This window comes from Sphingobacterium sp. (assembly GCF_039596235.1).
GTDB lineage: Bacteria > Bacteroidota > Bacteroidia > Sphingobacteriales > Sphingobacteriaceae > Sphingobacterium.
Genome location: NZ_JBCNKE010000013.1, coordinates 64,782 through 87,362 on the forward strand (window position 1 = coordinate 64,782; position 22,581 = coordinate 87,362).

A 22,581-nucleotide genomic window follows, 5' to 3' on the forward strand; every position below is an offset into this window, starting at 1 on the left:
TGTAAAATACAACTGGGAATTTTAGCTATAGCATGAGACAAAAAGCGTTAAACGCATTAATCTATATCATCTCTCTTCTCCCCTATTGGTTTCTGTATTTGATTTCCGATGGGCTTTATTATATCCTTTATTATATTATAGGATATAGAAAGAATATTGTATTTCAAAATTTAGAGAACGCTTTTCCCGAAAAAACGGAGGCTGAAAGACTGGTAATCGCAAAAAAATTCTACCGCTTTTTCCCGGATTTACTGGTGGAATCCATTAAGCTAAAAACGATTTCGGCCCAAGAAGTCAAACGGAAAATGACGCTGGACAATGAAGAGGAACTCACGCGCCACCTTGCTGCCGGAAAAAATGTGATTGGAGTAACCTCACATTATGCCAACTGGGAACTCGGGATACACCGTTTGAGCTTGATCACTGATTTCCCAACGTTAATTGTATACAAGCCATTAAACAACAAGGATATTGATACGGTATACAATGCGATGCGTGGCCGTTTTGGGGCAGAAATGATTCCAATGAAACAAATTCTCAGGCATATTGTAAAATTAAGAGGGCAGCCCAATGTCAGCATGCTGGTCGCGGATCAGACCCCATTATATTCGGATTCGGATTATTTTATCAATTGGCTGAATCAGGAAACACTGGTTTATACCGGAGCTGAGCGGCTGTCAAGAATAAGCAAAGCCCCTGTTGTATTTTGTTATATCGGACGGAAAGAAAAAAGAGGGCAATACTTCTGTAAGTTTTCCACCCTAGTGGAAGACCCTTCCGAATTTGCGGAACATGAGATAACCGATTTGCACAATCGTTTTGCAGAGCAGATGATTCGTGAAAATCCCGAATATTGGCTTTGGTCACATAATCGCTGGAAAAGGAAACGTAGAAAATGAGTAAATTACCAAAAGTAGCTGTTGTCATCCTGAATTGGAATGGTCGTTTCTTCTTAGAGAAATTCTTACCTTCCGTTTACAACAGTTCTTATCCGAATATTGAGTTCGTCATCGGTGACAATGCATCGGATGACGATTCTATCCTGTTTGTCAAGCAGTACTACCCTACCATTACCATCCTTGAAAACGACAAGAATTATGGTTTTGCAGGTGGTTATAACAAAGTACTGGAACGCGTAGATGCGGATTATTATGTCCTGTTAAATTCAGATGTAGAGGTTAGCCAAAACTGGATAGAGCCTGTGATTGCTTATATGGAAAGAAATCCCGGCATTGCAGCTGCACAACCCAAAATCTTATCCTATCATAACAAAGGGCAATTTGAGCATGCCGGCGCAGCCGGAGGCTATCTAGACTATTTCGGTTTCCCTTTTTGCAGAGGAAGGATTTTGCATGAGGTCGAGGAAGACCTGGGGCAGTACAATCAAGAATCCGAAATTTTTTGGGCGTCAGGAGCGGCGCTTTTTATCCGACAAAAAGCCTGGAGAGAAGCCAATGGCCTAGATGAAGATTTTTTTGCTCATATGGAGGAAATTGATTTATGCTGGCGACTGAAAAAGATGGGCTATGGTATAGGCTATTGTCCTACATCTGTGGTTTATCATGTAGGCGGTGGCACGTTAAACACAAGCAACCCGAAGAAGACCTACCTGAATTTCAGGAATAATCTGGTTATGTTGCAAAAGAACTTACCTTTGGGTAAAGCAATTTGGGTAATTTCCTTACGTTTTTGGTTTGATTTGGCTGCATTGCTGAAATTTCTAATAGACCGCAAACCAAAAGATGCCTGGGCAGTCAGTCGTGCACATCAGTATTTCTTCCTAAATATTTTTAAAAATGCTAGAAAACGAAAGAAATACACGACCACAGAAAATCAGGCGGGACAATACAACAAGGCTATTATTATTGATTTTTACGCGAATAATAAACATAAATTTTCCCAATTGAATCCAAAAGATTTCAAATAAGATAGTTGAGGTCTTGATTCGTAAAATGCACAAAAACGCATTTTAAAAATAAGGCAGTCTTTACAATAAGATTCTTTATTTATTTTATTTAAACGTACTTTTTATTTGTAATTTTGCAACATGTTGGCAATGGATATTGAAAAAAAGATAAAAGACTTAACGGCAGAACTTAATCATTACAACTACCAATACTATGTATTGGCGAATAGTCTTATTTCAGATTACGACTTCGATCTCAAATTAAAGGAGCTCGAAGCACTGGAACGTCAATATCCAGAATATGCTGACCCAAACTCACCTACCCAACGTGTTGGAGGAGATATCACCTCTAAATTTAAAACGGAAAAACATCGTTGGCCCATGCTTTCACTGGGCAATACATACAGCCAGGAAGAGCTCTGTGATTTTGATCAGCGCATCCGCAAGATCATTGGCGATCAGTTTGAGTATGTCTGTGAATTAAAATTTGATGGCCTTTCCATTAGCCTCACGTATGAAAACGGGGTATTGAGCAAAGCCGTCACCCGTGGCGATGGAACTCAAGGTGATCTGGTGACAAGCAATGTCAAAACCATTCGCTCCATTCCCATCAGGCTCAAAGCCGGCGACTACCCCGAGCAGTTTGAAATTCGGGGGGAGATATTTATGCACAAATCGGCTTTTCTTCGCCTGAATAAAGAACGCGAAGAGAACGAGGAGCAGACTTATGCTAATCCGCGTAATTTTGCTTCGGGTACAATAAAACTTCAAGATTCAGCAGAAGTTGCAAAAAGACCATTAGACTGTTTTCTTTACTTTTTGTACTGTGATAATAGGACTAATTTATTTCACGATCACTGGAATAGTTTGGAGCATGTAAAAAGCTGGGGATTCCCTGTCTGTGAACATACACGAAAATGCAGTTCACTGGCAGATGTCTTTGAATTTATTGACTATTGGGATACCGAAAGACATAAGCTCGGATACGAAATCGATGGTATTGTGATCAAAGTAAATGATTATGCACAACAGGAAGATCTAGGTTTTACAGCCAAGAACCCACGGTGGGCAATATCCTATAAGTTCAAAGCTGAACGTGTTGAGACAACACTCAATAGCATTAGCTACCAAGTGGGCCGTACAGGTGCGGTCACTCCTGTAGCAAACCTGCAACCTGTACTATTGGCGGGCACCACGGTCAAACGTGCCTCATTGCATAATGCCAATGAAATTGCCCGATTGGATTTACATCAAGGTGATACTGTCTATGTAGAAAAAGGCGGCGAGATCATTCCAAAAATCATTGCTGTAAACCTTGAAAAAAGATTAGCCGATACGACAGCTTTTGTCTACCCGGAAAGTTGTCCGGAATGTGGAACGGCATTAATTAGACAGGAAGGCGAAGCCGTTCACTATTGCCCTAATGAAACCGGATGTCCGCCACAGATCGTCGGAAAAATGCAACATTTTATTGGCCGTAAAATGATGGACATCGAGGGAATGGGCGATGAAACCGTAGAAACCTTTTTCAAAAAAGGATTATTACATACTATTGTTGACATCTACGGTCTAAAGAATCACCAGGAAGACTTACAGCAATTGGAACGTTTTGGCCAAAAGTCTATCGATAACATGCTTGCCGGCATTGAAAAATCAAAAGAAAAACCTTTTGAAAAAGTGTTGTTCTCCCTGGGGATACGTCATGTCGGCGAAACAATCGCTAAAAAACTGGCACAGCATTTTAAGAATATTGACGCTCTTGCCCAGGCATCGACAGAAGAAATCGAGGCCGTACCGGATATCGGACACCGTATTGCTGTTAGTGTCAAAGAATACCTGGATAATCCCATTCACCAACAACAGATCATTAGTCTCAGGAATTATGGTTTAAATCTTGAAATTGAGGAAAGAGAAATTATTCTGGCCAGCGAAAATCTCAGCGGAAAAACGTTTTTGATTTCAGGAGTATTTGCAGATTATTCCAGAGAACAGCTTGCAGAACTAATCGAGAGCAACGGTGGAAAGATGCTCTCTTCCATTTCCGCAAAATTGAACTACCTGGTTGCAGGCGATAAAATGGGACCTTCTAAACTAGCTAAGGCAGAGAAACTGGGCATCCCCATGATTAATGAAAAAGATCTATTCGAGCTTATTCATTCCAAATAGGATTTTTTAATTAAATTTATATAAATACAAAAACAAGATGAACGAGCTTCACGGCGCAGGAGTAGCATTGGTCACTCCTTTTAACTCAGATGAATCTGTTGATTTCGAGGCATTAGGCCAACTTATTGACTTGCAAATTAACGAGGGTATGGATTATTTGGTTTCTTTGGGTACAACTGGAGAAGTTGCCACATTGACTAAAGAAGAGCGAAAGCGTATCTGGGATTTCACTGTCAAGCGCGTGAACGGTAGACTCCCTTTGGTCGCTGGCATCGGTGGCAATAATACCGCTGAGATTGTAGAACAGATCAAAGCTTTCGATCCAACGGGTTTCTGTGCCATTTTATCCGTATCGCCTTATTATAACAAACCGACACAGGAAGGAATTTATCAACATTATAAAGCGATTGCACAAGTATCCCCTTTACCTATTATACTGTATAATGTACCGGGTCGTACTGGCAGCAACATGACCGCACAAACGACATTACGTCTGGCCAATGATTTTGCGAATATCGTAGCCATCAAAGAGGCCTCCGGCAATTTTGCCCAGTTCAGCGAAATCTTACGGGATAAACCGGCTGATTTTCTATTGATCTCCGGTGATGATCCAGTGACCCTACCCATGATGGCACTCGGTGCTGCAGGTATTATTTCTGTAGTTGGAAATGCCTATCCGCAACGCGTTGCCACATTGGCAAAATTATGTACCGAAGGCAAGTATACCGAAGCGAGGGCAATACATAACGATCTACTTCAGATAACAGACCTCTGTTTCGTGGAAGGAAATCCCGCCGGTGTCAAATACATTCTTAAAAAATTAGGTATCGGTAACGACATTTTACGTCTTCCATTGGTTGGCATCAGTGAAAAAACACAGTTAGCTATAGCTGAAGAAATGCACAAATTGAACTAGGCGATCGATATGTTTGCTGTAAAAAAGTTTAGATCTCGTTTGGGGTCTAAACTTTTTTATTTTAAGGCATTGCAATATAATAATATAATACCTACCTTTGCACTTCCACAAATGTGGAAATTTAAATAACAAAATTAATTAACAAATGCAACAGTACGAATCTGTAATCGTTCTTACCCCGTTGCTTTCTGAAGATGCTGCGAAAGAAGTAATCGCAAAATTCAAAAACATCTTAGCAGAAGGCGGAGCCGAGATTGTCGCTGAAGACAATTGGGGTTTGAAAAAATTAGCGTATCCAATCCAGAAAAAAACTACTGGATTTTATCACTTAACTGAATTCAAGGCTCCAGGTGAATTAATTAACAAATTAGAGGTTGAATACAAACGTGATGAGCGCATTATGCGTTTCTTGACTGTAAGCTTAGACAAACATGCTAGAGCTTACAACGAGAAAAAACGTAGCGGTGCATTCAACAAAAAAGCTGAAACTAAAACTGAGGAGGGCGCAAACTAATGGCTAACGAAAATATCCAATACGTAACTGCTCCTAAAGTAGAGGACAACCGTAAAAAATACTGTCGTTTCAAAAAGAATGGTATCAAATATATCGACTATAAAGATGCTAACTTCTTGATGAAATTTGTAAATGATCAAGGTAAAATCTTACCTCGTCGTTTAACTGGTACATCTTTGAAATTTCAACGTAAAGTAGCTCAAGCTGTTAAACGTGCTCGTCACATCGGTTTGTTACCTTACTTAGCTGATGCAATTAAATAAGGAGGACGATAGAAAATGGAAGTAATTTTAAAACAAGATATCAAAGGCTTAGGTGAGCAAAACGATATCGTTAATGTAAAACCAGGTTTCGGTCGTAACTACTTAATCCCACAAGGATTTGCTATCCAAGCGACTGAGTCTGCAAAAAAAGTTTTAGCTGAGAACATCAAACAAGCTCAGTTCAAACAAGAGAAAATCAAAAAAGATGCTACTGAATTAGCTGGTAAATTGGAAGCTGTAAAACTTTCAATCGGCGCTAAAGCAGGTGAGTCTGGTAAAATCTTCGGTAAAGTAAATAGCATCCAAATTGCTGATGCATTGAAAGCAAAAGGTTTTGACGTAGATCGTCGTCGTATTACATTCGAGGTTGAGCCTAAAGAATTGGGTGAATACATCGCTAACTTAAACTTACATAAAGAAGTTAAAGTTCAAGTTCCTTTCGAAGTAATCGCTGAGTAATCAAATTATTCAGTACGATATAAAAAAGCGGCTATCCCAAATGGATAGCCGCTTTTTTTATGTTGTCTTACCTCCAAAAACAAAAAACTCGCGCTGCTGAGAACAACGCGAGGCATAATCTAGGGTATTTGAAAGGGAAAAATCTTATTATATATCAAATTATTAACAGAAAACCACAAATAAAACATATAAAATTCAAAAAACCGTGATTTTATTTCGTTTTCATACCCAAAAGAAGTAAAAAATATCCGATTATCAAAATAAAATCAATAAATTTTTATAAAAAGTATAAAAAACATAAAATAAACCAAAAAAAATCAACACAAAAACACCAAAATACCTTAAATAAACTCAAACCAACATAAAATATAAAGCAAACAATAGAAATAAATGACAAAAAGAAAAAATAACAACAAAAAAAAAGACCTGAAATAAGAATATTCCAGGTCTTTTATAAAAAAACAATTAATTAAGCCAATTGTTTCTCTAATTTCTCATTCAAAACTGACTTTGGAACTGCTCCGATTTGTTTATCAACAATTTCTCCATTTTTGAAGAACAATAACGCGGGGATATTACGGATTCCGTAACGAACTGAAATTTCTGGATTTTCATCTACGTTTACTTTCCCTACCACAGCCTTACCTTCGTAATCTTTAGCTAATTCTTCAACAACAGGACCAACCATACGACAAGGACCGCACCATTCTGCCCAAAAATCAATTAATACGGGTTTGTCCGCTTTCAAAACAACTTCTTCAAAGTTGCTATCTGTAATTTCTAATGCCATAATCTTTTAATTTTATAAACCGAAGTTATATTTATGATACTACTTAATTGCTAAAATCAATAAACAAAGATAGTAACAACTGTCAATGTATTTGTAATCTTAATTACACAAAATCTAATCCAAATTAGTTCAATCGATAATTAATCCCCTCAAACTTATCTATACAGTCCAAAAACTCATTTGTAAGGTTTATCTTCAGACTTTTAGCTGGCATTTCGACAGATATTTCATCCTGAGGATCCCAGATTTTAAATTTCAATTGACAATTTGGCACTACCCCTTCAATTTCATTCTGCGCCAATATATCCTTAATCCCAGCGAGAAACTCCTCATTCAGCTTGGGCAAAGGAATATTAATTGTAAAACTCTTTGCCATTTTCTCACGGAGCTCGGAAAGCAATTGCACGCTTCTCAACTCAAAGCCCCAATTTCCGACCTGTCTAAAACGTTCCTGAACCAATCCGCGTAATTGGACAAAATATCCCTCCTGTAAATATCCTTTCAACTTCACATATTCTTCACCAAATACAGCCATGTCATAAGAATCGCTGTAATCTTCGATAATAAAAGAAGCAAATGGTTTTCCATTTTTAGTCAGGCGATGACTTGCCGATGCTATAATTCCTCCAATGACCAGTTCTTTGTTTTTGATACGGTTAAATTCAAGCAATGTTTCCTCATCTACCTCTGCAGCCTTTACTTTATTGATCAGCGAGAGATCAGACACGGGATTATGGCAAAAATGCTCGATCTCAAATCGATAGGTATCCAACGGATGACTTGTCAGGTATATACCGATAACATCTTTTTCGTATTTTAGTTTCTCAATCAGTCCCCACTGCGCACAAGGTGCCAGGACAGGCTCTGGCAATTCGGCCGCTTCACCGGCACCAAACAAGCTGGCTTGAGCAGAGTTTTGATTCTCTTTATACCGTTGTCCAAATCGGATTGCCTTCTCCATCCCTGTGGAATTATCCTCGGAATGGAAATACTGCGCGCGATGCGTATTTTCAAAGCTATCAAAACCTCCGGCATAGGCTAAACTCTCAAAAGCTTTTTTGTTGACAGCCCGTAAGTCTATCCGTTTAGCCATATCAAAAACAGATTTATACAATCCCGATTGCCTTGTTTGAACAATAGCATCCACCGCGCCGGCACCGACTCCCTTGACAGCACCAATACCGAAGCGGATTGCTCCGCGTTCATTGACCGTAAATTTGTAGTAAGATTCATTTACATCTGGCCCCAGTACCTCCAAGCCCATGCGTTTACATTCCTCCATGAAGAATGTCACTTGCTTGATGTCATTCATATTATTGGAAAGTACTGCAGCCATATATTCGGCCGGAAAATGTGCCTTTAAATAAGCCGTCTGATAAGCCACCCATGCATAACAGGTGGAGTGCGATTTATTGAATGCATAACTGGCAAAAGCCTCCCAGTCAGTCCAGATTTTCTCCAGCACTTTTGCATTATGACCTCGCTCTTCTGCCTGTGCTATAAACTTAGGCTTCATTTTATCAAGCACCGCTTTCTGCTTCTTACCCATTGCTTTACGCAAAACGTCGGCATCACCTTTGGAAAACCCCGCCAGTTTTTGGGATAAAAGCATTACCTGCTCTTGATATACTGTAATCCCATACGTTTCCTTTAAATATTCCTCACAAGCGTCCAAGTCGTAAACAATAGGATCAATCCCATGTTTACGTTTAATAAAACTTGGAATATACTCTATTGGTCCCGGACGGTATAAGGCATTCATCGCAATTAAATCGGCGAATACAGTTGGCTTTAGGTCCCGCATATACTTTTGCATCCCAGGAGATTCATACTGGAATACACCAATAGTCTCACCGCGCTGGAAGAGCTCGTAAGTCAGGACATCGTCTATTGGAAATTTATCGGGATCTAAAATTATACCATGACTTAACTTAACATTCTCAACAGTATCCTTGATAAGCGTCAGGGTTTTCAATCCTAAAAAGTCCATTTTCAATAGACCGGCACTTTCTACAACGTGGTTATCAAACTGCGTCACATACAGATCGGAATCCTTAGCCAAAGACACGGGGACAAAATTGGTAATATCATCCGGAGTGATTATCACACCACAGGCATGAATCCCTGTATTGCGGACAGAACCTTCCAATACGCGCGCCTGACGAATCGTTTCGGCCTCGAGACCAGCACCATCAGCGATTGACTTTAAGCGATTGACAGCCTCGATCTCTTCTGCTCGCAACTTCTCCTTTAAGCCAGCATCATCCAATGTAAAGATTTTGGACAGCTTCAGGTTGGGGATCAATTTGGCAATTTCATTGGCATCTCCCAAAGGCAGATCCAGCACGCGGGCTGTATCTTTAATCGAAGACTTGGCAGCCATTGTACCATAGGTAATGATCTGAGCCACCTGGCTGGCACCATATTTATCGATTACATACTGCATGACCCGACCACGCCCTTCATCATCAAAGTCAATATCAATATCGGGCATGGAAACACGATCGGGGTTTAGAAAACGCTCAAATAGCAAATCGTATTTGATGGGGTCAATATTCGTAATACCTAGACAATACGCAACAGCAGACCCTGCTGCTGATCCCCGGCCCGGGCCAACGGAGACCCCCATGTCACGTGCAGCAGCAATAAAATCCTGTACAATCAAAAAATATCCGGGATATCCTGTTTTTTCAATCGTTGCCAATTCAAAGTCCAGCCTTTCCCGAATATCAGCCGTTATCTCTTCGTAACGTTTTTCAGCACCAACATAACACAAGTGGGCAAGATATTTATTTTCCCCTCTTTTTCCGCCATCTTCATTGTCCTCGGCAACCTGGAACTCCTCTGGTATATCAAATTTAGGTAACAAAACGTCCCGGTTCAATTTGAAGATCTCTACCTTATCCACGATCTCCTGTATATTAATAATCGCTTCGGGCAGATCTTGGAACAGCGCCTTCATTTCATCAGAAGATTTAAAATAATACTCCTGATTCGGCAATCCGAACCGAAAGCCCCTTCCCCTACCTTTAGGCGTCGAAAGCTTCTCGCCATCCTTTACACATAAAAGGATATCATGCGCATGGGCATCCCCTTTTTTCTCGTAATATGTGTTATTGGTAGCAACAACTTTAACATCGTATTTGCGGGCAAACTTCAATAAGGTTTGATTTACCCGGTCCTCATCTTCCTGTCCATGCCGCATCAACTCCAGATAGAAATCTTCTCCAAAATGCTCTTTCCACCATTGCAAAGCTTCCTCTGCCTGATTTTCACCTATATTCAGCACCTTGCTAGGTATCTCACCCTGAAGATTTCCTGAAAGCACAATCACATCTTCCTTATACTGTAGAATAAGGTTTTTATCTATACGAGGGACGTAATAGAAACCTGCTGTATATGCAAAAGAAGCCAACTTGGCTAAATTATGATAACCCCGTTTATTTTTAGCCAGAAAAACAACCTGATAACCATTATCCTTTCTGGTCTTATCTTTATGATCCTCACAAACAAAGAATTCACAGCCCACAATAGGCTTTAGAATTTGACCTGTAGGCTCCTGTCCATTGGCAATGGCTTCAGCATTTTGCGCCTCCACATCTTTATTATGCCCTATAACCCTCGAAACGAATTCAAATGCCCCCATCATATTACCGTGATCGGTAAGCGCAACAGCGGGCATGTTATCTTTTACTGCTGCCGAGACCAACCTGTCATATGACATTGTTGACTGTAGAATAGAAAATTGCGAATGATTATGTAAGTGGGCAAATTTTGCTTCCTTAAACGCTGATAACGTATTTGCATCTACGACAACGCGAACGTCATCCGGTTCAGCCCGTTTTCTGATCTCTTCAGAAGCCGCCTTTAGGTTAATATGTTTAAGTCCGGCAGTAGGGACGGGACCCGGATTATTCGTTTTGAAATCAACGAAATAGCCAGTGTCAACCTGTAGCTCCTCCGCTGTAAAGACTTCTCTTCTGACCAACTCCAGAAAACAGCGTGTTGTCGCCTCCACGTCGGCAGTCGCATTATGGGCCTCCGCAAATGGAACCCCAAATAAGTAGGAGTGCAATTCAGTCAGATTGGGCAACTTATATCGACCACCACGACCGCCGGGAATTTTCAATAGTTCTGCCGTCACCTCGGTACAGGTATCCAAAACTGGCATGCTGGCCATTTTAGATTCCACACCATAACGATAAAATTCACAGCCCATAATATTGAGGTCGAAACCAATGTTCTGTCCGACCACAAACTTTGCCCGGTTTAATGCAGTATTAAATTTCTCCAAAGCAACTTGCAAGGGTACACCCTGCTCCTCCGCCAATGCAGTGGATATGCCATGTATTTTTTCAGAATCATAAGGTATATCAAATCCATCAGGCTTGATCAAAAAATCCTGATGTTCGACCAAATTTCCCATCTCATCATGAATCTGCCAGGCCAGCTGTATACAACGTGGCCAATTATCCGTATCTGTAATTGGCGCGTCCCAACGCTTAGGCAAACCCGTCGTCTCCGTATCGAAAATAATATACATAAATCTCTAAACCTCTTTAATACAATAGATTAAATGTAAACATATTTACATTTATTTGAACTTGAAATTTACGAAATTCTTAGAGAAGATTATGTCAGATTTTTGCGAAAAATAATAGCAGCTATTTAATATTGTACTAACCACACTATCCCAGTTATTTGTTATATTTGAATCTGACTCCAATTTCTATGATTAAAGCGATTTTTTTTGATATAGACGGAACACTATTAAGTTTCAAAACGCATCAGGTCCCCGACTCCACACAACAAGCATTTCGATTACTAAAAGAAAAAAATATAAAAGTCTTCGTTTCAACCGGCCGTTCCTTCAATCAATTGGGACATATCCGCTATCTTGATTTCGACGGTTTTATAACATTTAATGGTGGCTATTGTGTTACCAAAGACGAACAGGTTATTTATAAAAATAACATCGTCAAAAAGGACATCCGCTCATTACTTGATTATGCAAAACAGCATCCCGAGCTTACTTTTTCATTTATGTCCGAAAAAGAAATCTCCTTAAATCAGGTCACACCCGAGGTATTAAAAATGTATCAACAGGTGAATGTAAAAACGCCTCCTATACGTAATTACGAAGATAACTTTGATCTAGAATCGGTCATGCAGATCAATGTTTTTATCCATCCGGAAGAAGAAGCTGCCTTTATGGAAAACGTTATGCCCAATTCCGTCGCCTCCCGGTGGACGCCTATTTTTGCCGATGTTAACCCGATGGGCCAAAGCAAAAAAGTAGGTATCGATGTTTTTTTAGAACATTATGGCATTGAACTTTCAGAAACCATGTCATTCGGTGATGGCGGCAATGATATTACCATGCTCGCCCATACACAGATTGGTATTGCCATGGGAAATGCGAACCCCGAGGTAAAAGAAATCGCCGATTATATCACCGACGACGTAGATAATAATGGCATTTGGAATGCGTTAAAACATTTCGGTATTCTCTAGAAGCGAATGCTGAGTGTCGCACGACAGGTATTGCTATTGCTATTCAATAGCAAACTATGCCGTTCGGGGAAAAGATATTCCAGTCGGCCCTGAAAATCCGCTATTAACGTATGCTTAAATTGGCCATCCAGATAATGATTCATGCGGTGGCTCACTTCAAATAACATGATTTTGGACGATCCCGAGAGCCGGATTCGGATCGGATGTGACGACATGCTGTGATATCCGTTTGCAACTGCATTTTGTATCATCGGAAAAAGTAGAAGTGCGGGTACCGTCACTTCATTTTCCGGCTGAAAACGATTTTCCCATTTTAGGGAGAAACCCGCGGGCATCAATCTTTTGACAATTTCGAAATATTGGTTCAATAGGTCTAGTTCGACTTTCATTGCATGACAGGTTCCCGGCTGCAGTAGCAACAACTTTTTTTGAAATAGTCGATATTCCGGTACAGCCTCTTCGCCTAAAATCGTTTCCATAAGAAAATGATCTATCTGACTGTTGCCAAATGACAGTCTATCGGACAGAGCCAGGGCCGCCTCGTTTCTTACAGACTTTTTACGTAGAATGCGATCAATTATACTTGACATTTCTTAAATTGCTCTAGATTAGACACACAAAAATAAGGAAACATTATGTCAAATATCGCAATAGTTATTGAAGAAAGAGCCGCAGATATAGGCAATTTCCTGGTAGGAAGACTCCTTCCTTTCAGACAAAAAAGGATGGTCGGTCCGTTTATATTTATTGACCATATGGGACCTGAAACGATCTCCGATCCTCAGTTCATGGATATTGCTCCGCATCCCCACATTGGATTATCAACATTGACTTACCTCTTCGAAGGAAGTATCATGCACCGCGATAGTCTCGGAAATGAAGTCGAAATAAAACCTGGAGCGGTAAACTGGATGACTGCCGGAAAAGGTGTAACCCATTCTGAACGAACTCCCGACTATCTAAGATCTACACCTCATAAACTACATGGTTTACAGATTTGGGTCGCATTACCAAAGGATCTGGAACAGATGGAACCAAATTTTGTTCACATTGAAGAGCCTCAGCTTCCACATTGGACCGAAGATGGTGTAAACTATCGCCTGATCGCAGGGCAGATTAGCAATCATCGTTCAGAAGTTCCCGTATATAGTCCCTTGTATCTTATTGAAATTAAAGCTGACAAAGACAGCACCATTAAATTGGGCGAACACCTCTACGGAGAAAGCGGTCTATATATCCTTCATGGTTCAGTATATGCCGAAGGTCAGGAATTTGGGCCGAAACAAATCCTCGTTGCTAAAGATGCCAAGTTATGTGAATTCGAAATCAAAGCTGGCACCTCCGTCTACATCTTTGGCGGCGAGCCTTTCCCCGAACAACGTTATATCGACTGGAACTTTGTGGCTTCGGACATTGAGACGCTCAAAATCGCCAGGGCTAAATGGGAACAACATGAATTTCCTAAAGTTCCCGGAGATGATGGTTACATCCCCATTCCTCCCGTAAATCCGACTTTAGGGCAAAAGAAAGCTTAAAACAGCATAACCCTTGGTTGAATGGCATAAAAATAGGGTAACTAAAAAGTCAGCTACCCTATTTTTTTATTTTGTTTATATCCCCGCCAATGTTTTTTCAACTATTCAATTTTCAATGGAGGATTCTATTTACTTTCTGTAAAGATTCATGGCTCCTTACGATCTGTTCCATTAATGTTCTATCCCACTAACACCACCGGAAACAACAAGTTTCATGGCATCAGTTGGCGACATATCCAATTTACGAACCTTGTCTGCACTAATGATAACAACCTGACCTGCAAAAGAATAAGAATAAGGAAAATAAACCATCACCTCGTCCTCCAGTCCAATCTTCTTTAGATCATGCTGTGTCAGAAATCCTATTTTTTTCAACCCGTATTCATTTACGGTCACCAACACAGGTTCATTGAATTTTTTAGCATCACCTACGAATGCTTCCGTAAAATCTTTGATCGAAGTATATAAGGTATTCAGAAGCGGTATTCTTTTGATCTGATGGTTGATCCACACTTTAATCGGATCAGTCACAAAATTAGTAAATATCACTCCTGCAAGAACAAGGATCAGAATCACAGTCAAGATACCAATTCCGGGAATATATAATGGATGACCTTTTTCATCCTCCAAAAAATGTTCAGTCAGATTAAGCGCAGAGTCTATCGATGCAAAAATCCATACAATTAGAAAAACTGCACCAGCCAAAGGTACAACGACGAGGATACCCCGAATGAGATAATTAATAAATCCCCTGAATAATTTGCCAAACATGAATTAGAAATCAAATATTTATATACAAAAATGCAGAATATCCTTTATTATTCATAAAAATATACTCTTTTTACCCGCTGTGAAATACTCGTTAACAGTTCGTAAGGAATCGTTCCGATAGATTTGGCAGCGCGCTTAATATCAGGATAAACAATCACTTCGTCTTCTTCTGCTACTTCGATATCTGTCACGTCAAGCATACACATGTCCATACAGATATCTCCCACAGTCGATACAAGAAAACCATTGATCATCATTTTACCCACGCCATTTCCAAAACGCCTGTCATAACCGTCTGCATAACCAATTTTTATTGTCGCTATTTTGCTGTCCCGATGCAAGATGCCGTGCCGATTATAGCCTACCGTCTCTCCCGCAGGCAAGTATTTTATTTGCGTCACATTGGTCTTTAAGCTGCTGACCTCCCTAAGCGGAAGATCATGTCGTTCGATATCGATACCATATAAACCAATTCCCAGTCGAACCATGTCAAAATAGGCCTGCGGCCATAGTTCGATCCCTGAAGTTGCAGCAATATGCCGTAAGAACGAATAGCCAAGGCCTTCTTCAAGACGTTTGGTAAATTGATCCAAAAGATCTATCTGCTGTTGGGTAAAAGCGTTATCCTCTTTATTTCCCGCGGAGGCCAAATGGGAAAATGCGGACTTGACTTGTAGTATCGAGTCGGCCTTTAGTGCTGCGATCAGCTTATCTACTTCGTCAGGCATAAACCCCAAACGATGCATTCCTGTGTCCACTTTGATATGAATCGGAAAAGATGAAATTCCGCGCCCTTTAAGATAATTCAGAAATGAAGCCAGCACTCTGAAGCTATAAATTTCAGGTTCAAGATGATGCTGAACGATTGATTCAAACGTATTTTCATCTGGACTCATCACAACGATAGGCAATGTTATTCCCGCTCCCCGCAGATCGACCCCTTCGTCGGCAAATGCAACAGTCAGGTAATCTACCCTATTGAACTGTAAAAGATTCGCGATCTCAAAACTACCACTGCCATAAGAAAATGCTTTGACCATCGACATCAATTTCACCTGTTTTGGCAACAGCTGACGATAGACATTCAGATTATTTTCCATGGCATTCAGGTTGATCTCGAGCACCGTATCATGTGATTTAGCAACCAACAAGCTACTGATTCGTTCAAAGTGGAATTCTCGCCCCCCTTTTAATAAAATAGTTGAATCCTCAAATTGAATAGCCTTAATATCTTCCAAAAATGCCGTTGTGCTCGGGTAAGACACCGAAGGAACATCAAATTGACCGGCCACCTGGGGTAGAATCTCCCCGATCAGGATCAGTTTGTCTAAACGGTATTCAGAAAGTAAGCGCTTTAATTTTGACAGACTTTTCTCGTCCGTTATATTCACTCCCGGTATATCGGACAAGATCAAGATTTTTCGGGGATGCTGCCCCTGTTGATTTAAAAATTCAAGCGCGATCTGCAAAGCATCCAAATCGTTGCTGTAAGAATCATCAATAATCGAACTATTTTTTTTCCCTTTTTTCAGCTCAAGCCGCATGGCAACAGGCTGCAGTTCTTTTATTCTCGATGCGATCACCTCTTTTTCATAGCCAAAACGCAACATAACCGCAACGCAGTTGATGGCATTTTCCACATTCCCTTTATCCACAAAAGGCACTTCAACAGCAAATGTCCGCCCGGCATAAAAAAGTGTTGCTACGGTATACTTATCGTCGACCTGCTTGAGCGAATAAACCTCTAATGAAAGTCCTTCATCAAATCCCCATGAAAACTTTCGGGGTCTATAAGGCAATTGAATATCTTCCAGATAACGGTTCGGAAAAATCATTGTTTCAACGTCCTTAAACAGGTTTATTTTTTCATAGATCTTTTCATTCTTCGATTCAAAACCAGCTTTGTGAGCCACCCCTATATTCGTTAGCAGGCCTATTGTTGGTTTTATCATATTTTCCAGCTTTACCATTTCGCCTTTCTCCGAAATGCCCGCTTCGATAATCGCCAAATTATACTGATCTGATAAGCCCCATAATGAAAGTGCAACGCCTAATTGTGAGTTGTAGCTTTTGGGGCTACGGTAGATCTTATATTCAGGAGACATCAGCTGATATAGCCATTCTTTGACGATGGTCTTTCCATTGCTACCGGTGATTCCTATCACCGGAAAATTAAACTTCTGCCGATGAAAAGCTGCCAATAACTGCATAGCCTGGAGGCTATCCGATACCCAGATCAAATTCGCGTCCGGAAATACCAGTTCCTGTTCCTCATCCATCTGAAGCACAAAATTTCTTACGCCCTTATCATAAGCCTCTTTGATATAATGATGGCCATCCCTGCTCTTCTGGAGCGCAAAAAACACACCATTATCTGCCTGAACGATCTTCCGGCTATCGTAGAATAAGTGCTGAACTAAAGAATTGGGATCGGTGATAAATGTGCGATTAGGGTGTAAAATCTGGACGATTTCCGATATTTTATACATTCTCCTGATATTTTGATTGGATCAAAACTGAACATTTTTTTAGTTATTTCATATTATTTTTGAAATTTTGACAATATGTTCGAGGAAGATAAAAAAAACAGGAAGATCCTAACACCGCGTCAGGCTCAGCTAAAGGCCGAAAGCTATTGTGCCTACCAGGAAAGATCCCAGCAGGAAGTACGGGACAAACTTTACGGTTGGGGACTCCATGAGGCCGATGTCGAAAATATTATCGCAAATTTAATAGCAGAAAATTTCTTAAATGAGGAACGTTTTGCAATAGCCTATTGTCAGGGCAAGCTCCGAATGAAAGGATGGGGTAAAATCAAAATCAAGCAGGCTTTAAAAGGGAAACGGGTTTCCGAACCATTGATAAAAATTGCATTCAGGCAGATCGACCCCGATGAATATGAGACGATATTGGAAAGTATAATTGACAAAAAAATTCGGGAAATCAACGGTAAGGATTCATTCACTATTAGGAACAAAGTCTATCAATTTGCCTTGTCCAGGGGATTTGAAAGCGATTTAATTTTTTCTATACTGAATTCAAAGGAGTTATAAAAAACAACAAAATAAAGTAAACAAATATTTTGCAATATTAAATTTTCGCTCTATATTTGCATCACCAAAAAGGAACACGAGGTTCTTTTTAAAGTTGAAATAAAAATTCCATGCGAAAATAGCTCAGTTGGTAGAGCACAACCTTGCCAAGGTTGGGGTCGCGAGTTCGAATCTCGTTTTTCGCTCACCTGCCTAGGTGGTGGAACTGGTAGACACGCAGGACTTAAAATCCTGTTCCCGTTAAGGGAGTGCGGGTTCGATTCCCGCCCTAGGTACAAGAAAGCTCATCTCGCGATGGGCTTTTCTTGTTTCATGACAACAGATAAAGCAAGCCCCCATACAGCAAACTCAAAAGGATAAGTTGTAACATTCCAATGCGATAGCCATACAATAAAAAAAGTGAAACAGCTACCCAGAGCAATGCTTTCCAGTCCAATTCCAACAGGCCAAATCCATTGGGAAATAAAATCCCCTGTCCCAGATAACAAGCCAAATTAACGATTACCCCCACTACCGCAGCTGTGACCAAAGAAAGCACATATTGAACGGCTTTATTCTTTTGAGACCGTTCGATCAGGGGAGCCCCGACGAAAATCAACGCAAAATTTGGCAAAAAAGTAAAATAGGCCGTTGCCATCAGACCTACTGAAGCCATGACATAGGAATGGTCAAAATGGTTAAATCCAGCCATAAATCCCACATAAGTCAATACGATGACTAGCGGTCCCGGTGTTGTTTCGGCCAAAGCAAAACCATCGATCATTTGCGTTTTTGTCAACCAAAGAAAATTTTCCGTGACCAGACCAGCGACATAAGGTATCACAGTATAAGACCCGCCGATAGTAAGATAAGCCGACTTCGTAAATAGAAAAGAAAGTTCTTTCCAAAATGCCGAATCTGGCATAAACAGGTAGAGGACAGTAAAAGGGCATAACCATAACAGGAAAAATATAAGTAACTGCAGGCCAATCTTAGGGATAGAAATGGGCGGCACCTTTTCCAACGAATTAACGGGATAATCCCCTTCGGCATCTTCCGCTTCTCCCTGATCAGATTTAAGATTGATTTCCTTCGATGTTAAGAAATAAAGACCGAAGCCCCCGATAATAACAGCCAGAATAATCCAAGGCATCGGTACGCCAACAAAATAAGAAAGTAAGAATGCCATTAGAGCCACGAGATAATGCCATTTGCTCTGTAATGATTTTTGACCTACCTTATATGTTGCGAATAATATAATGGCCAACACAGCAGGCTTCAACCCCGAAAATAGTGCGACAAGAAACGTGGAATTACCAAAGTACACATACAGCAGACTAAGTCCGAAGATGATCAGCAAAGAAGGCAAAATAAAGAATAAGCCGGCCAATATTCCGCCTTTAAGACCATGCAATTTCCAGCCGAGATAAATGGTCAACTGATGTGCCTCTGGCCCCGGCAGCAACATACAGGCGTTAAGCGCCTGAAAAAACTTCTTGTTGCTTACCCACTTTTTCCTGTCCACCAGAAAATCATGCATCAGGGTGATATGCCCTGTTGTTCCTCCAAAACTTATCCAGCCCAGTACAAACCAAAACCGGAGCGCTTCTCCAAAATCCGGAGCATGTAATTCATTTCTTTCAACCGATATCTTTTCTTCCAAAACTATTTAAAATGCTATTTTGATCATTGTGATTGTACCTAGGGGAGCAGTCCTCCTGCGCATGTACAACATGATACTTACCGCGTCCGCCATAGGCATAAAAAAAGCGATACATTCTACGAACATATCGCTTTCACTTCAGGAAAAAGCCCTGATAATATTATTTTTTGTCCAAAATGGTCACTTCCACCCTTCTGTTTTTCTGACGTCCTTCTGGGGTTTTATTATCGCCCACAGGATTTGACTGACCAAAACCCTTAGCGGTAATACGGGATTCCTTTACCCCCGAATCTACCAGAAACTTCTTCACAGATGCAGCACGTTTATCTGAAAGCCATTGATTATATTCGACTGTACCGGTCGCATCCGTATAACCATCAACTTTAATTTTATTGGTATTCTCATTCAAAATTACGGCCAGCTTACTTACTTCAGCTTTTGCTTTTTCAGACAGATAGGAAGAATTTGTCGGGAACAATAGATCGGATGAAATACTGAATTTAATCCCCTCCTCAGTCCTTTTCGCATCATTAAAATCTTTTTTCACATTTTTCAGACCATCATCAGTCCCATCTTTTGTGACAACAGCGCCAGGATTAACTACAATAGCCTGTTGTTTACAAGAAAATAATGATAAACTTGCGCACAACGCGAGTAGTCCCAAATTAATTTTTCTAAGCATCGTTTTTAACGTATTTATTGTCGATTTAAGCATGGTAAATATAAGGAAAAAACTCCAAAAAGGAGCTTCTTTTCCTTATACAGCATCGTAACAAATCTATTTCTTCAAATAAACGCTATCCAATGTCTTTTTAATCTCAGGAATCCTTTCATACAACTTCCAGATCATTCCCGAATTGGCATTTTCGAGCATTACGGCAATTGTCGCCTGATTCCTTGCCCGGTAGTTTTCAGAAACATCATTGTTTTTCAGGTCTATCCATGCCCTGAATCCATACTGGGTAAATAGCACATCGGCATATTCTTCGTAAAATTTGCGCAAGGCCTTTAGGCCGACCTCCCTTTCAAATGGATAGGAAGCAATTGAAATGGCCGGATTGACAAGATATCCCTGACCAAAATTGTCTATATGTTCAACACCCCAAATATCCGTAAACCTCGTCCCGATATTCAATTCATTGTCCCTTCGCTTATAGGCTAGTATATAATCCGACAGATACTTTTTATAATCCACAAAATTATCCACTTTTCCTTTAGGATCCATGATTAAGAACGGCCGATAAACTGACATCAGTGATTCTGTCAGATTGCCTCCGGCGATATTCTTCGCGAAGATCACCTTATCATCTGAATAAATAGAGGCAGGTGTATCCCAGCCACTACCGATCAGTGGGTTGTTACTTATAGATCGCGCGATTGAATCATTTAATTTCGTTTTTATTTCGGTAGCCAAAGGACTCAACTCATCTCCAAAATCCATTACATCTGCATGTTTGGTTGCGAATCCATTCATATAGGCTGACGCCGCTAAAGGATGTGTAGGAGAAGACATCGCCAGCAGATAAGTACTTAGGCTCTCGTTAAACCCGCCCAATGGACGCGATCTTGCCGTACTATCAATAGGTGACCATTTGTTCCAGAGGACATCTGCATTATTTCGGTCGGTAAAATAGCTCCAATTGATTCTTTCCCACAAGCTTGTAATGTATTTTCGTAAGGACTGCTCCTGCGGATCATCCTTATCAAAATATTCACGGGCAATTAGCAACGATTCCATCAAATGTGAAGTTCCTCTAACATCGTAGGTTGGTACAGAATCCCGATAATAAGGCACACCCAGTCTTCCATCATAAAAAGCAGTAAAAATACCCTGATGATTCTGCGCCGCTCCCAGGAATTTCACCATCCGTGTCATCCGCGACAATAAAGCCTGTCTGGATATGAGTTGATTTTCAGCGGCAACAAGTAGCCCCAAAATGGCGTAGCCTGTTTCATTGGTTGAAACGATAGCCTGTCTATTTCCGCGGTCAGGAAGATACATACCACTATTTACGTCGTAATTATCAATAAAATAATTGACGTGCGCATTCCGAATAAAACTCAGCATCTCAGCATCCGTCCCTTTTTTGGTCTGTATTTCTTTTACTTCCGAAAATGGCGACTCTACATAGTTGTAGTCAACCCATGCTATTTTATAATAATAATGCTTATTATACTCATTCACCCGGTCGAGACACTTCTGCACATAGACCGGCAAAATTGCAATTGGCTGAAAATTCAGTTTATCCTCTGATCTATAAATTTTCACATAGCGGATGCTTGGAGTTAACGGCAGTTGCCATACCAGTTCAACCTGTTTATCTACCGAACCTATTTTAGATAAAATCGCTGCTGACGACAGTTTTACTTTTGGGTAATTTTTTGGCAGAAACTCTATTTGATCTATAAAAAGCTGATGTGTAGTTGTGCTTGTTCCATTTTGTTCCAACAGTAATGAGGATACGGCTTTACCAATGGTAATTCCTTCAAATTTCGACACGGGGATAGAAACATTAAGCCAGGTATCATAGGCAAAATCTTCAATATAATGCGCAATATCCAAGGCAGTGCTACGTACATCGTTTTGTTGCAGGGCAACTTTAGGCAACTGTCCTTTTTCGGTATTACTTTGGACAAACAGTTTAAAGGTTAAATGATCATCCTTCGCGATCATATACTGAAATTTTTGCTTATCACATAATATCCCAGCCTCCCATGTACCATTTGGAGAAGAAACGTAACGTAGGGAAAGCGAATTTCCAGGTGTAAAAAACAAGCTGTCCGAAACTGGAAGACTATGATTCACATTCTGGATCCAGGACTCCCCATTGTAATGCGCCATGCTTCGCGCATAACTTCCATTGATTATACTATTATCAAAGAGCACCTCCGGATAGCTTTCCGATTTGGCGAGTATGGGTAAAATCAACAGAAAAAGAAAGTAAAAGTATTTTTTCAGCATAAGTCAACATTTTTCACAGGCTTACAATCAAAAACTAAGCCACCCCAATGATTATAACGCAAATGTAACAAAGGATTTCCAATGATATTC

18 protein-coding genes and 2 tRNA genes are annotated in these 22,581 nt (G+C 40.4%); 12 read left to right on the forward strand and 8 right to left on the reverse strand.

Going from position 1 to position 22,581, the window contains the following annotated elements:
- Window positions 1–32 precede the first annotated feature (32 nt).
- From ABDW32_RS22500 to rplI, 7 genes are all read left to right on the forward strand, one after another.
- Window positions 33–899 carry a lysophospholipid acyltransferase family protein gene (locus ABDW32_RS22500; protein ID WP_343566067.1) on the forward strand — a complete coding sequence of 289 codons (867 nt, stop codon included), beginning with the start codon at window positions 33–35 and terminating at the stop codon, window positions 897–899.
- Window positions 896–1,927, forward strand: a complete 1,032-nt coding sequence (locus tag ABDW32_RS22505; RefSeq protein WP_343566068.1) for a glycosyltransferase family 2 protein — start codon at window positions 896–898, stop codon at window positions 1,925–1,927. Before ABDW32_RS22500 ends, ABDW32_RS22505 begins: the two co-directional genes overlap by 4 nt.
- Window positions 1,928–2,047: 120 nt before the next feature.
- Entirely contained in the window at window positions 2,048–4,072 is a 2,025-nt protein-coding gene (gene ligA / locus ABDW32_RS22510; RefSeq protein ID WP_343566069.1) for an NAD-dependent DNA ligase LigA, read from the forward strand.
- Between the two features lie 37 nt (window positions 4,073–4,109).
- Window positions 4,110–4,988 carry a 4-hydroxy-tetrahydrodipicolinate synthase gene (gene dapA / locus ABDW32_RS22515; protein WP_077437453.1) on the forward strand — a complete coding sequence of 293 codons (879 nt, stop codon included), beginning with the start codon at window positions 4,110–4,112 and terminating at the stop codon, window positions 4,986–4,988.
- A gap of 145 nt (window positions 4,989–5,133) precedes the next feature.
- A complete protein-coding gene (gene rpsF, locus ABDW32_RS22520; protein ID WP_077437454.1) occupies window positions 5,134–5,502 on the forward strand; it encodes a 30S ribosomal protein S6 in 369 nt (122 codons plus the stop codon).
- Window positions 5,502–5,765 carry a 30S ribosomal protein S18 gene (rpsR, locus tag ABDW32_RS22525; RefSeq protein ID WP_028071347.1) on the forward strand — a complete coding sequence of 88 codons (264 nt, stop codon included), beginning with the start codon at window positions 5,502–5,504 and terminating at the stop codon, window positions 5,763–5,765. Before rpsF ends, rpsR begins: the two co-directional genes overlap by 1 nt.
- Before the next feature lie 15 nt (window positions 5,766–5,780).
- Complete coding sequence (gene rplI / locus ABDW32_RS22530; protein WP_077437455.1) at window positions 5,781–6,224, forward strand: 50S ribosomal protein L9; 444 nt, start codon at window positions 5,781–5,783, stop codon at window positions 6,222–6,224.
- Window positions 6,225–6,693: 469 nt separating this feature from the next.
- Here rplI and trxA read toward each other — a convergent pair whose 3' ends face one another.
- Both trxA and dnaE read right to left on the reverse strand, forming a co-directional pair.
- Window positions 6,694–7,014, reverse strand: coding sequence for a thioredoxin (gene trxA / locus ABDW32_RS22535; protein WP_046671752.1), 321 nt, complete (start codon window positions 7,012–7,014; stop codon window positions 6,694–6,696).
- Between the two features lie 124 nt (window positions 7,015–7,138).
- Window positions 7,139–11,557 carry a DNA polymerase III subunit alpha gene (gene dnaE, locus ABDW32_RS22540; protein WP_343566070.1) on the reverse strand — a complete coding sequence of 1,473 codons (4,419 nt, stop codon included), beginning with the start codon at window positions 11,555–11,557 and terminating at the stop codon, window positions 7,139–7,141.
- Between the two features lie 188 nt (window positions 11,558–11,745).
- On the opposite strand from dnaE, the gene ABDW32_RS22545 reads away from it, so the two are divergent.
- The gene (locus ABDW32_RS22545) at window positions 11,746–12,528 is read left to right on the forward strand and encodes a Cof-type HAD-IIB family hydrolase (RefSeq protein ID WP_343566071.1); all 783 of its coding nucleotides are present in this window, start codon (window positions 11,746–11,748) and stop codon (window positions 12,526–12,528) included.
- Here the strand turns inward: ABDW32_RS22545 and ABDW32_RS22550 are convergent.
- Window positions 12,525–13,118, reverse strand: coding sequence for a hypothetical protein (locus ABDW32_RS22550; protein WP_343566072.1), 594 nt, complete (start codon window positions 13,116–13,118; stop codon window positions 12,525–12,527). The two genes, ABDW32_RS22545 and ABDW32_RS22550, sit on opposite strands and share 4 nt — an antisense overlap.
- A gap of 45 nt (window positions 13,119–13,163) precedes the next feature.
- Here ABDW32_RS22550 and ABDW32_RS22555 point away from each other — a divergent pair, with 45 nt between their 5' ends.
- Window positions 13,164–14,063 (forward strand): pirin family protein, encoded by a 900-nt coding sequence (locus tag ABDW32_RS22555; RefSeq protein WP_343566073.1) that lies wholly within the window; start codon window positions 13,164–13,166, stop codon window positions 14,061–14,063.
- A 171-nt stretch (window positions 14,064–14,234) separates the two neighbouring features.
- On the opposite strand, the gene ABDW32_RS22560 is transcribed toward ABDW32_RS22555, so the two are convergent.
- Complete coding sequence (locus ABDW32_RS22560) at window positions 14,235–14,834, reverse strand: DUF502 domain-containing protein (protein WP_077437460.1); 600 nt, start codon at window positions 14,832–14,834, stop codon at window positions 14,235–14,237.
- 47 nt (window positions 14,835–14,881) lie between these two features.
- Complete coding sequence (locus ABDW32_RS22565) at window positions 14,882–17,323, reverse strand: bifunctional UDP-N-acetylmuramoyl-tripeptide:D-alanyl-D-alanine ligase/alanine racemase (RefSeq protein ID WP_343566074.1); 2,442 nt, start codon at window positions 17,321–17,323, stop codon at window positions 14,882–14,884.
- 75 nt (window positions 17,324–17,398) lie between these two features.
- Here ABDW32_RS22565 and ABDW32_RS22570 point away from each other — a divergent pair, with 75 nt between their 5' ends.
- From ABDW32_RS22570 to ABDW32_RS22580, 3 genes are all read left to right on the forward strand, one after another.
- A complete protein-coding gene (locus ABDW32_RS22570; RefSeq protein ID WP_343566075.1) occupies window positions 17,399–17,887 on the forward strand; it encodes a regulatory protein RecX in 489 nt (162 codons plus the stop codon).
- Between the two features lie 112 nt (window positions 17,888–17,999).
- Window positions 18,000–18,072 (forward strand) — tRNA-Gly (locus ABDW32_RS22575).
- A 5-nt stretch (window positions 18,073–18,077) separates the two neighbouring features.
- Window positions 18,078–18,162, forward strand: a tRNA-Leu gene (locus tag ABDW32_RS22580).
- A gap of 35 nt (window positions 18,163–18,197) precedes the next feature.
- Here ABDW32_RS22580 and chrA read toward each other — a convergent pair.
- From chrA to ABDW32_RS22595, 3 genes are all read right to left on the reverse strand, one after another.
- Entirely contained in the window at window positions 18,198–19,529 is a 1,332-nt protein-coding gene (gene chrA / locus ABDW32_RS22585) for a chromate efflux transporter (protein ID WP_343566076.1), read from the reverse strand.
- Between the two features lie 160 nt (window positions 19,530–19,689).
- A complete protein-coding gene (locus ABDW32_RS22590; RefSeq protein ID WP_077437748.1) occupies window positions 19,690–20,211 on the reverse strand; it encodes an OmpA family protein in 522 nt (173 codons plus the stop codon).
- 96 nt (window positions 20,212–20,307) lie between these two features.
- Window positions 20,308–22,491, reverse strand: coding sequence for a glucoamylase family protein (locus ABDW32_RS22595; protein WP_343566077.1), 2,184 nt, complete (start codon window positions 22,489–22,491; stop codon window positions 20,308–20,310).
- Between the last annotated feature and the right edge of the window lie 90 nt (window positions 22,492–22,581).

Coding starts and splice junctions, on each gene's coding strand:
- ABDW32_RS22500 (WP_343566067.1), top strand. CDS start 33: ATGAGACAAAAAGCGTTAAACGCATTAATCTATATCATCTCTCTTCTC.
- ABDW32_RS22505 (WP_343566068.1), top strand. CDS start 896: ATGAGTAAATTACCAAAAGTAGCTGTTGTCATCCTGAATTGGAATGGT.
- ligA (WP_343566069.1), top strand. CDS start 2,048: ATGTTGGCAATGGATATTGAAAAAAAGATAAAAGACTTAACGGCAGAA.
- dapA (WP_077437453.1), top strand. CDS start 4,110: ATGAACGAGCTTCACGGCGCAGGAGTAGCATTGGTCACTCCTTTTAAC.
- rpsF (WP_077437454.1), top strand. CDS start 5,134: ATGCAACAGTACGAATCTGTAATCGTTCTTACCCCGTTGCTTTCTGAA.
- rpsR (WP_028071347.1), top strand. CDS start 5,502: ATGGCTAACGAAAATATCCAATACGTAACTGCTCCTAAAGTAGAGGAC.
- rplI (WP_077437455.1), top strand. CDS start 5,781: ATGGAAGTAATTTTAAAACAAGATATCAAAGGCTTAGGTGAGCAAAAC.
- trxA (WP_046671752.1), bottom strand. CDS start 7,014: ATGGCATTAGAAATTACAGATAGCAACTTTGAAGAAGTTGTTTTGAAA.
- dnaE (WP_343566070.1), bottom strand. CDS start 11,557: ATGTATATTATTTTCGATACGGAGACGACGGGTTTGCCTAAGCGTTGG.
- ABDW32_RS22545 (WP_343566071.1), top strand. CDS start 11,746: ATGATTAAAGCGATTTTTTTTGATATAGACGGAACACTATTAAGTTTC.
- ABDW32_RS22550 (WP_343566072.1), bottom strand. CDS start 13,118: ATGTCAAGTATAATTGATCGCATTCTACGTAAAAAGTCTGTAAGAAAC.
- ABDW32_RS22555 (WP_343566073.1), top strand. CDS start 13,164: ATGTCAAATATCGCAATAGTTATTGAAGAAAGAGCCGCAGATATAGGC.
- ABDW32_RS22560 (WP_077437460.1), bottom strand. CDS start 14,834: ATGTTTGGCAAATTATTCAGGGGATTTATTAATTATCTCATTCGGGGT.
- ABDW32_RS22565 (WP_343566074.1), bottom strand. CDS start 17,323: ATGTATAAAATATCGGAAATCGTCCAGATTTTACACCCTAATCGCACA.
- ABDW32_RS22570 (WP_343566075.1), top strand. CDS start 17,399: ATGTTCGAGGAAGATAAAAAAAACAGGAAGATCCTAACACCGCGTCAG.
- ABDW32_RS22590 (WP_077437748.1), bottom strand. CDS start 20,211: ATGCTTAGAAAAATTAATTTGGGACTACTCGCGTTGTGCGCAAGTTTA.
- ABDW32_RS22595 (WP_343566077.1), bottom strand. CDS start 22,491: ATGCTGAAAAAATACTTTTACTTTCTTTTTCTGTTGATTTTACCCATA.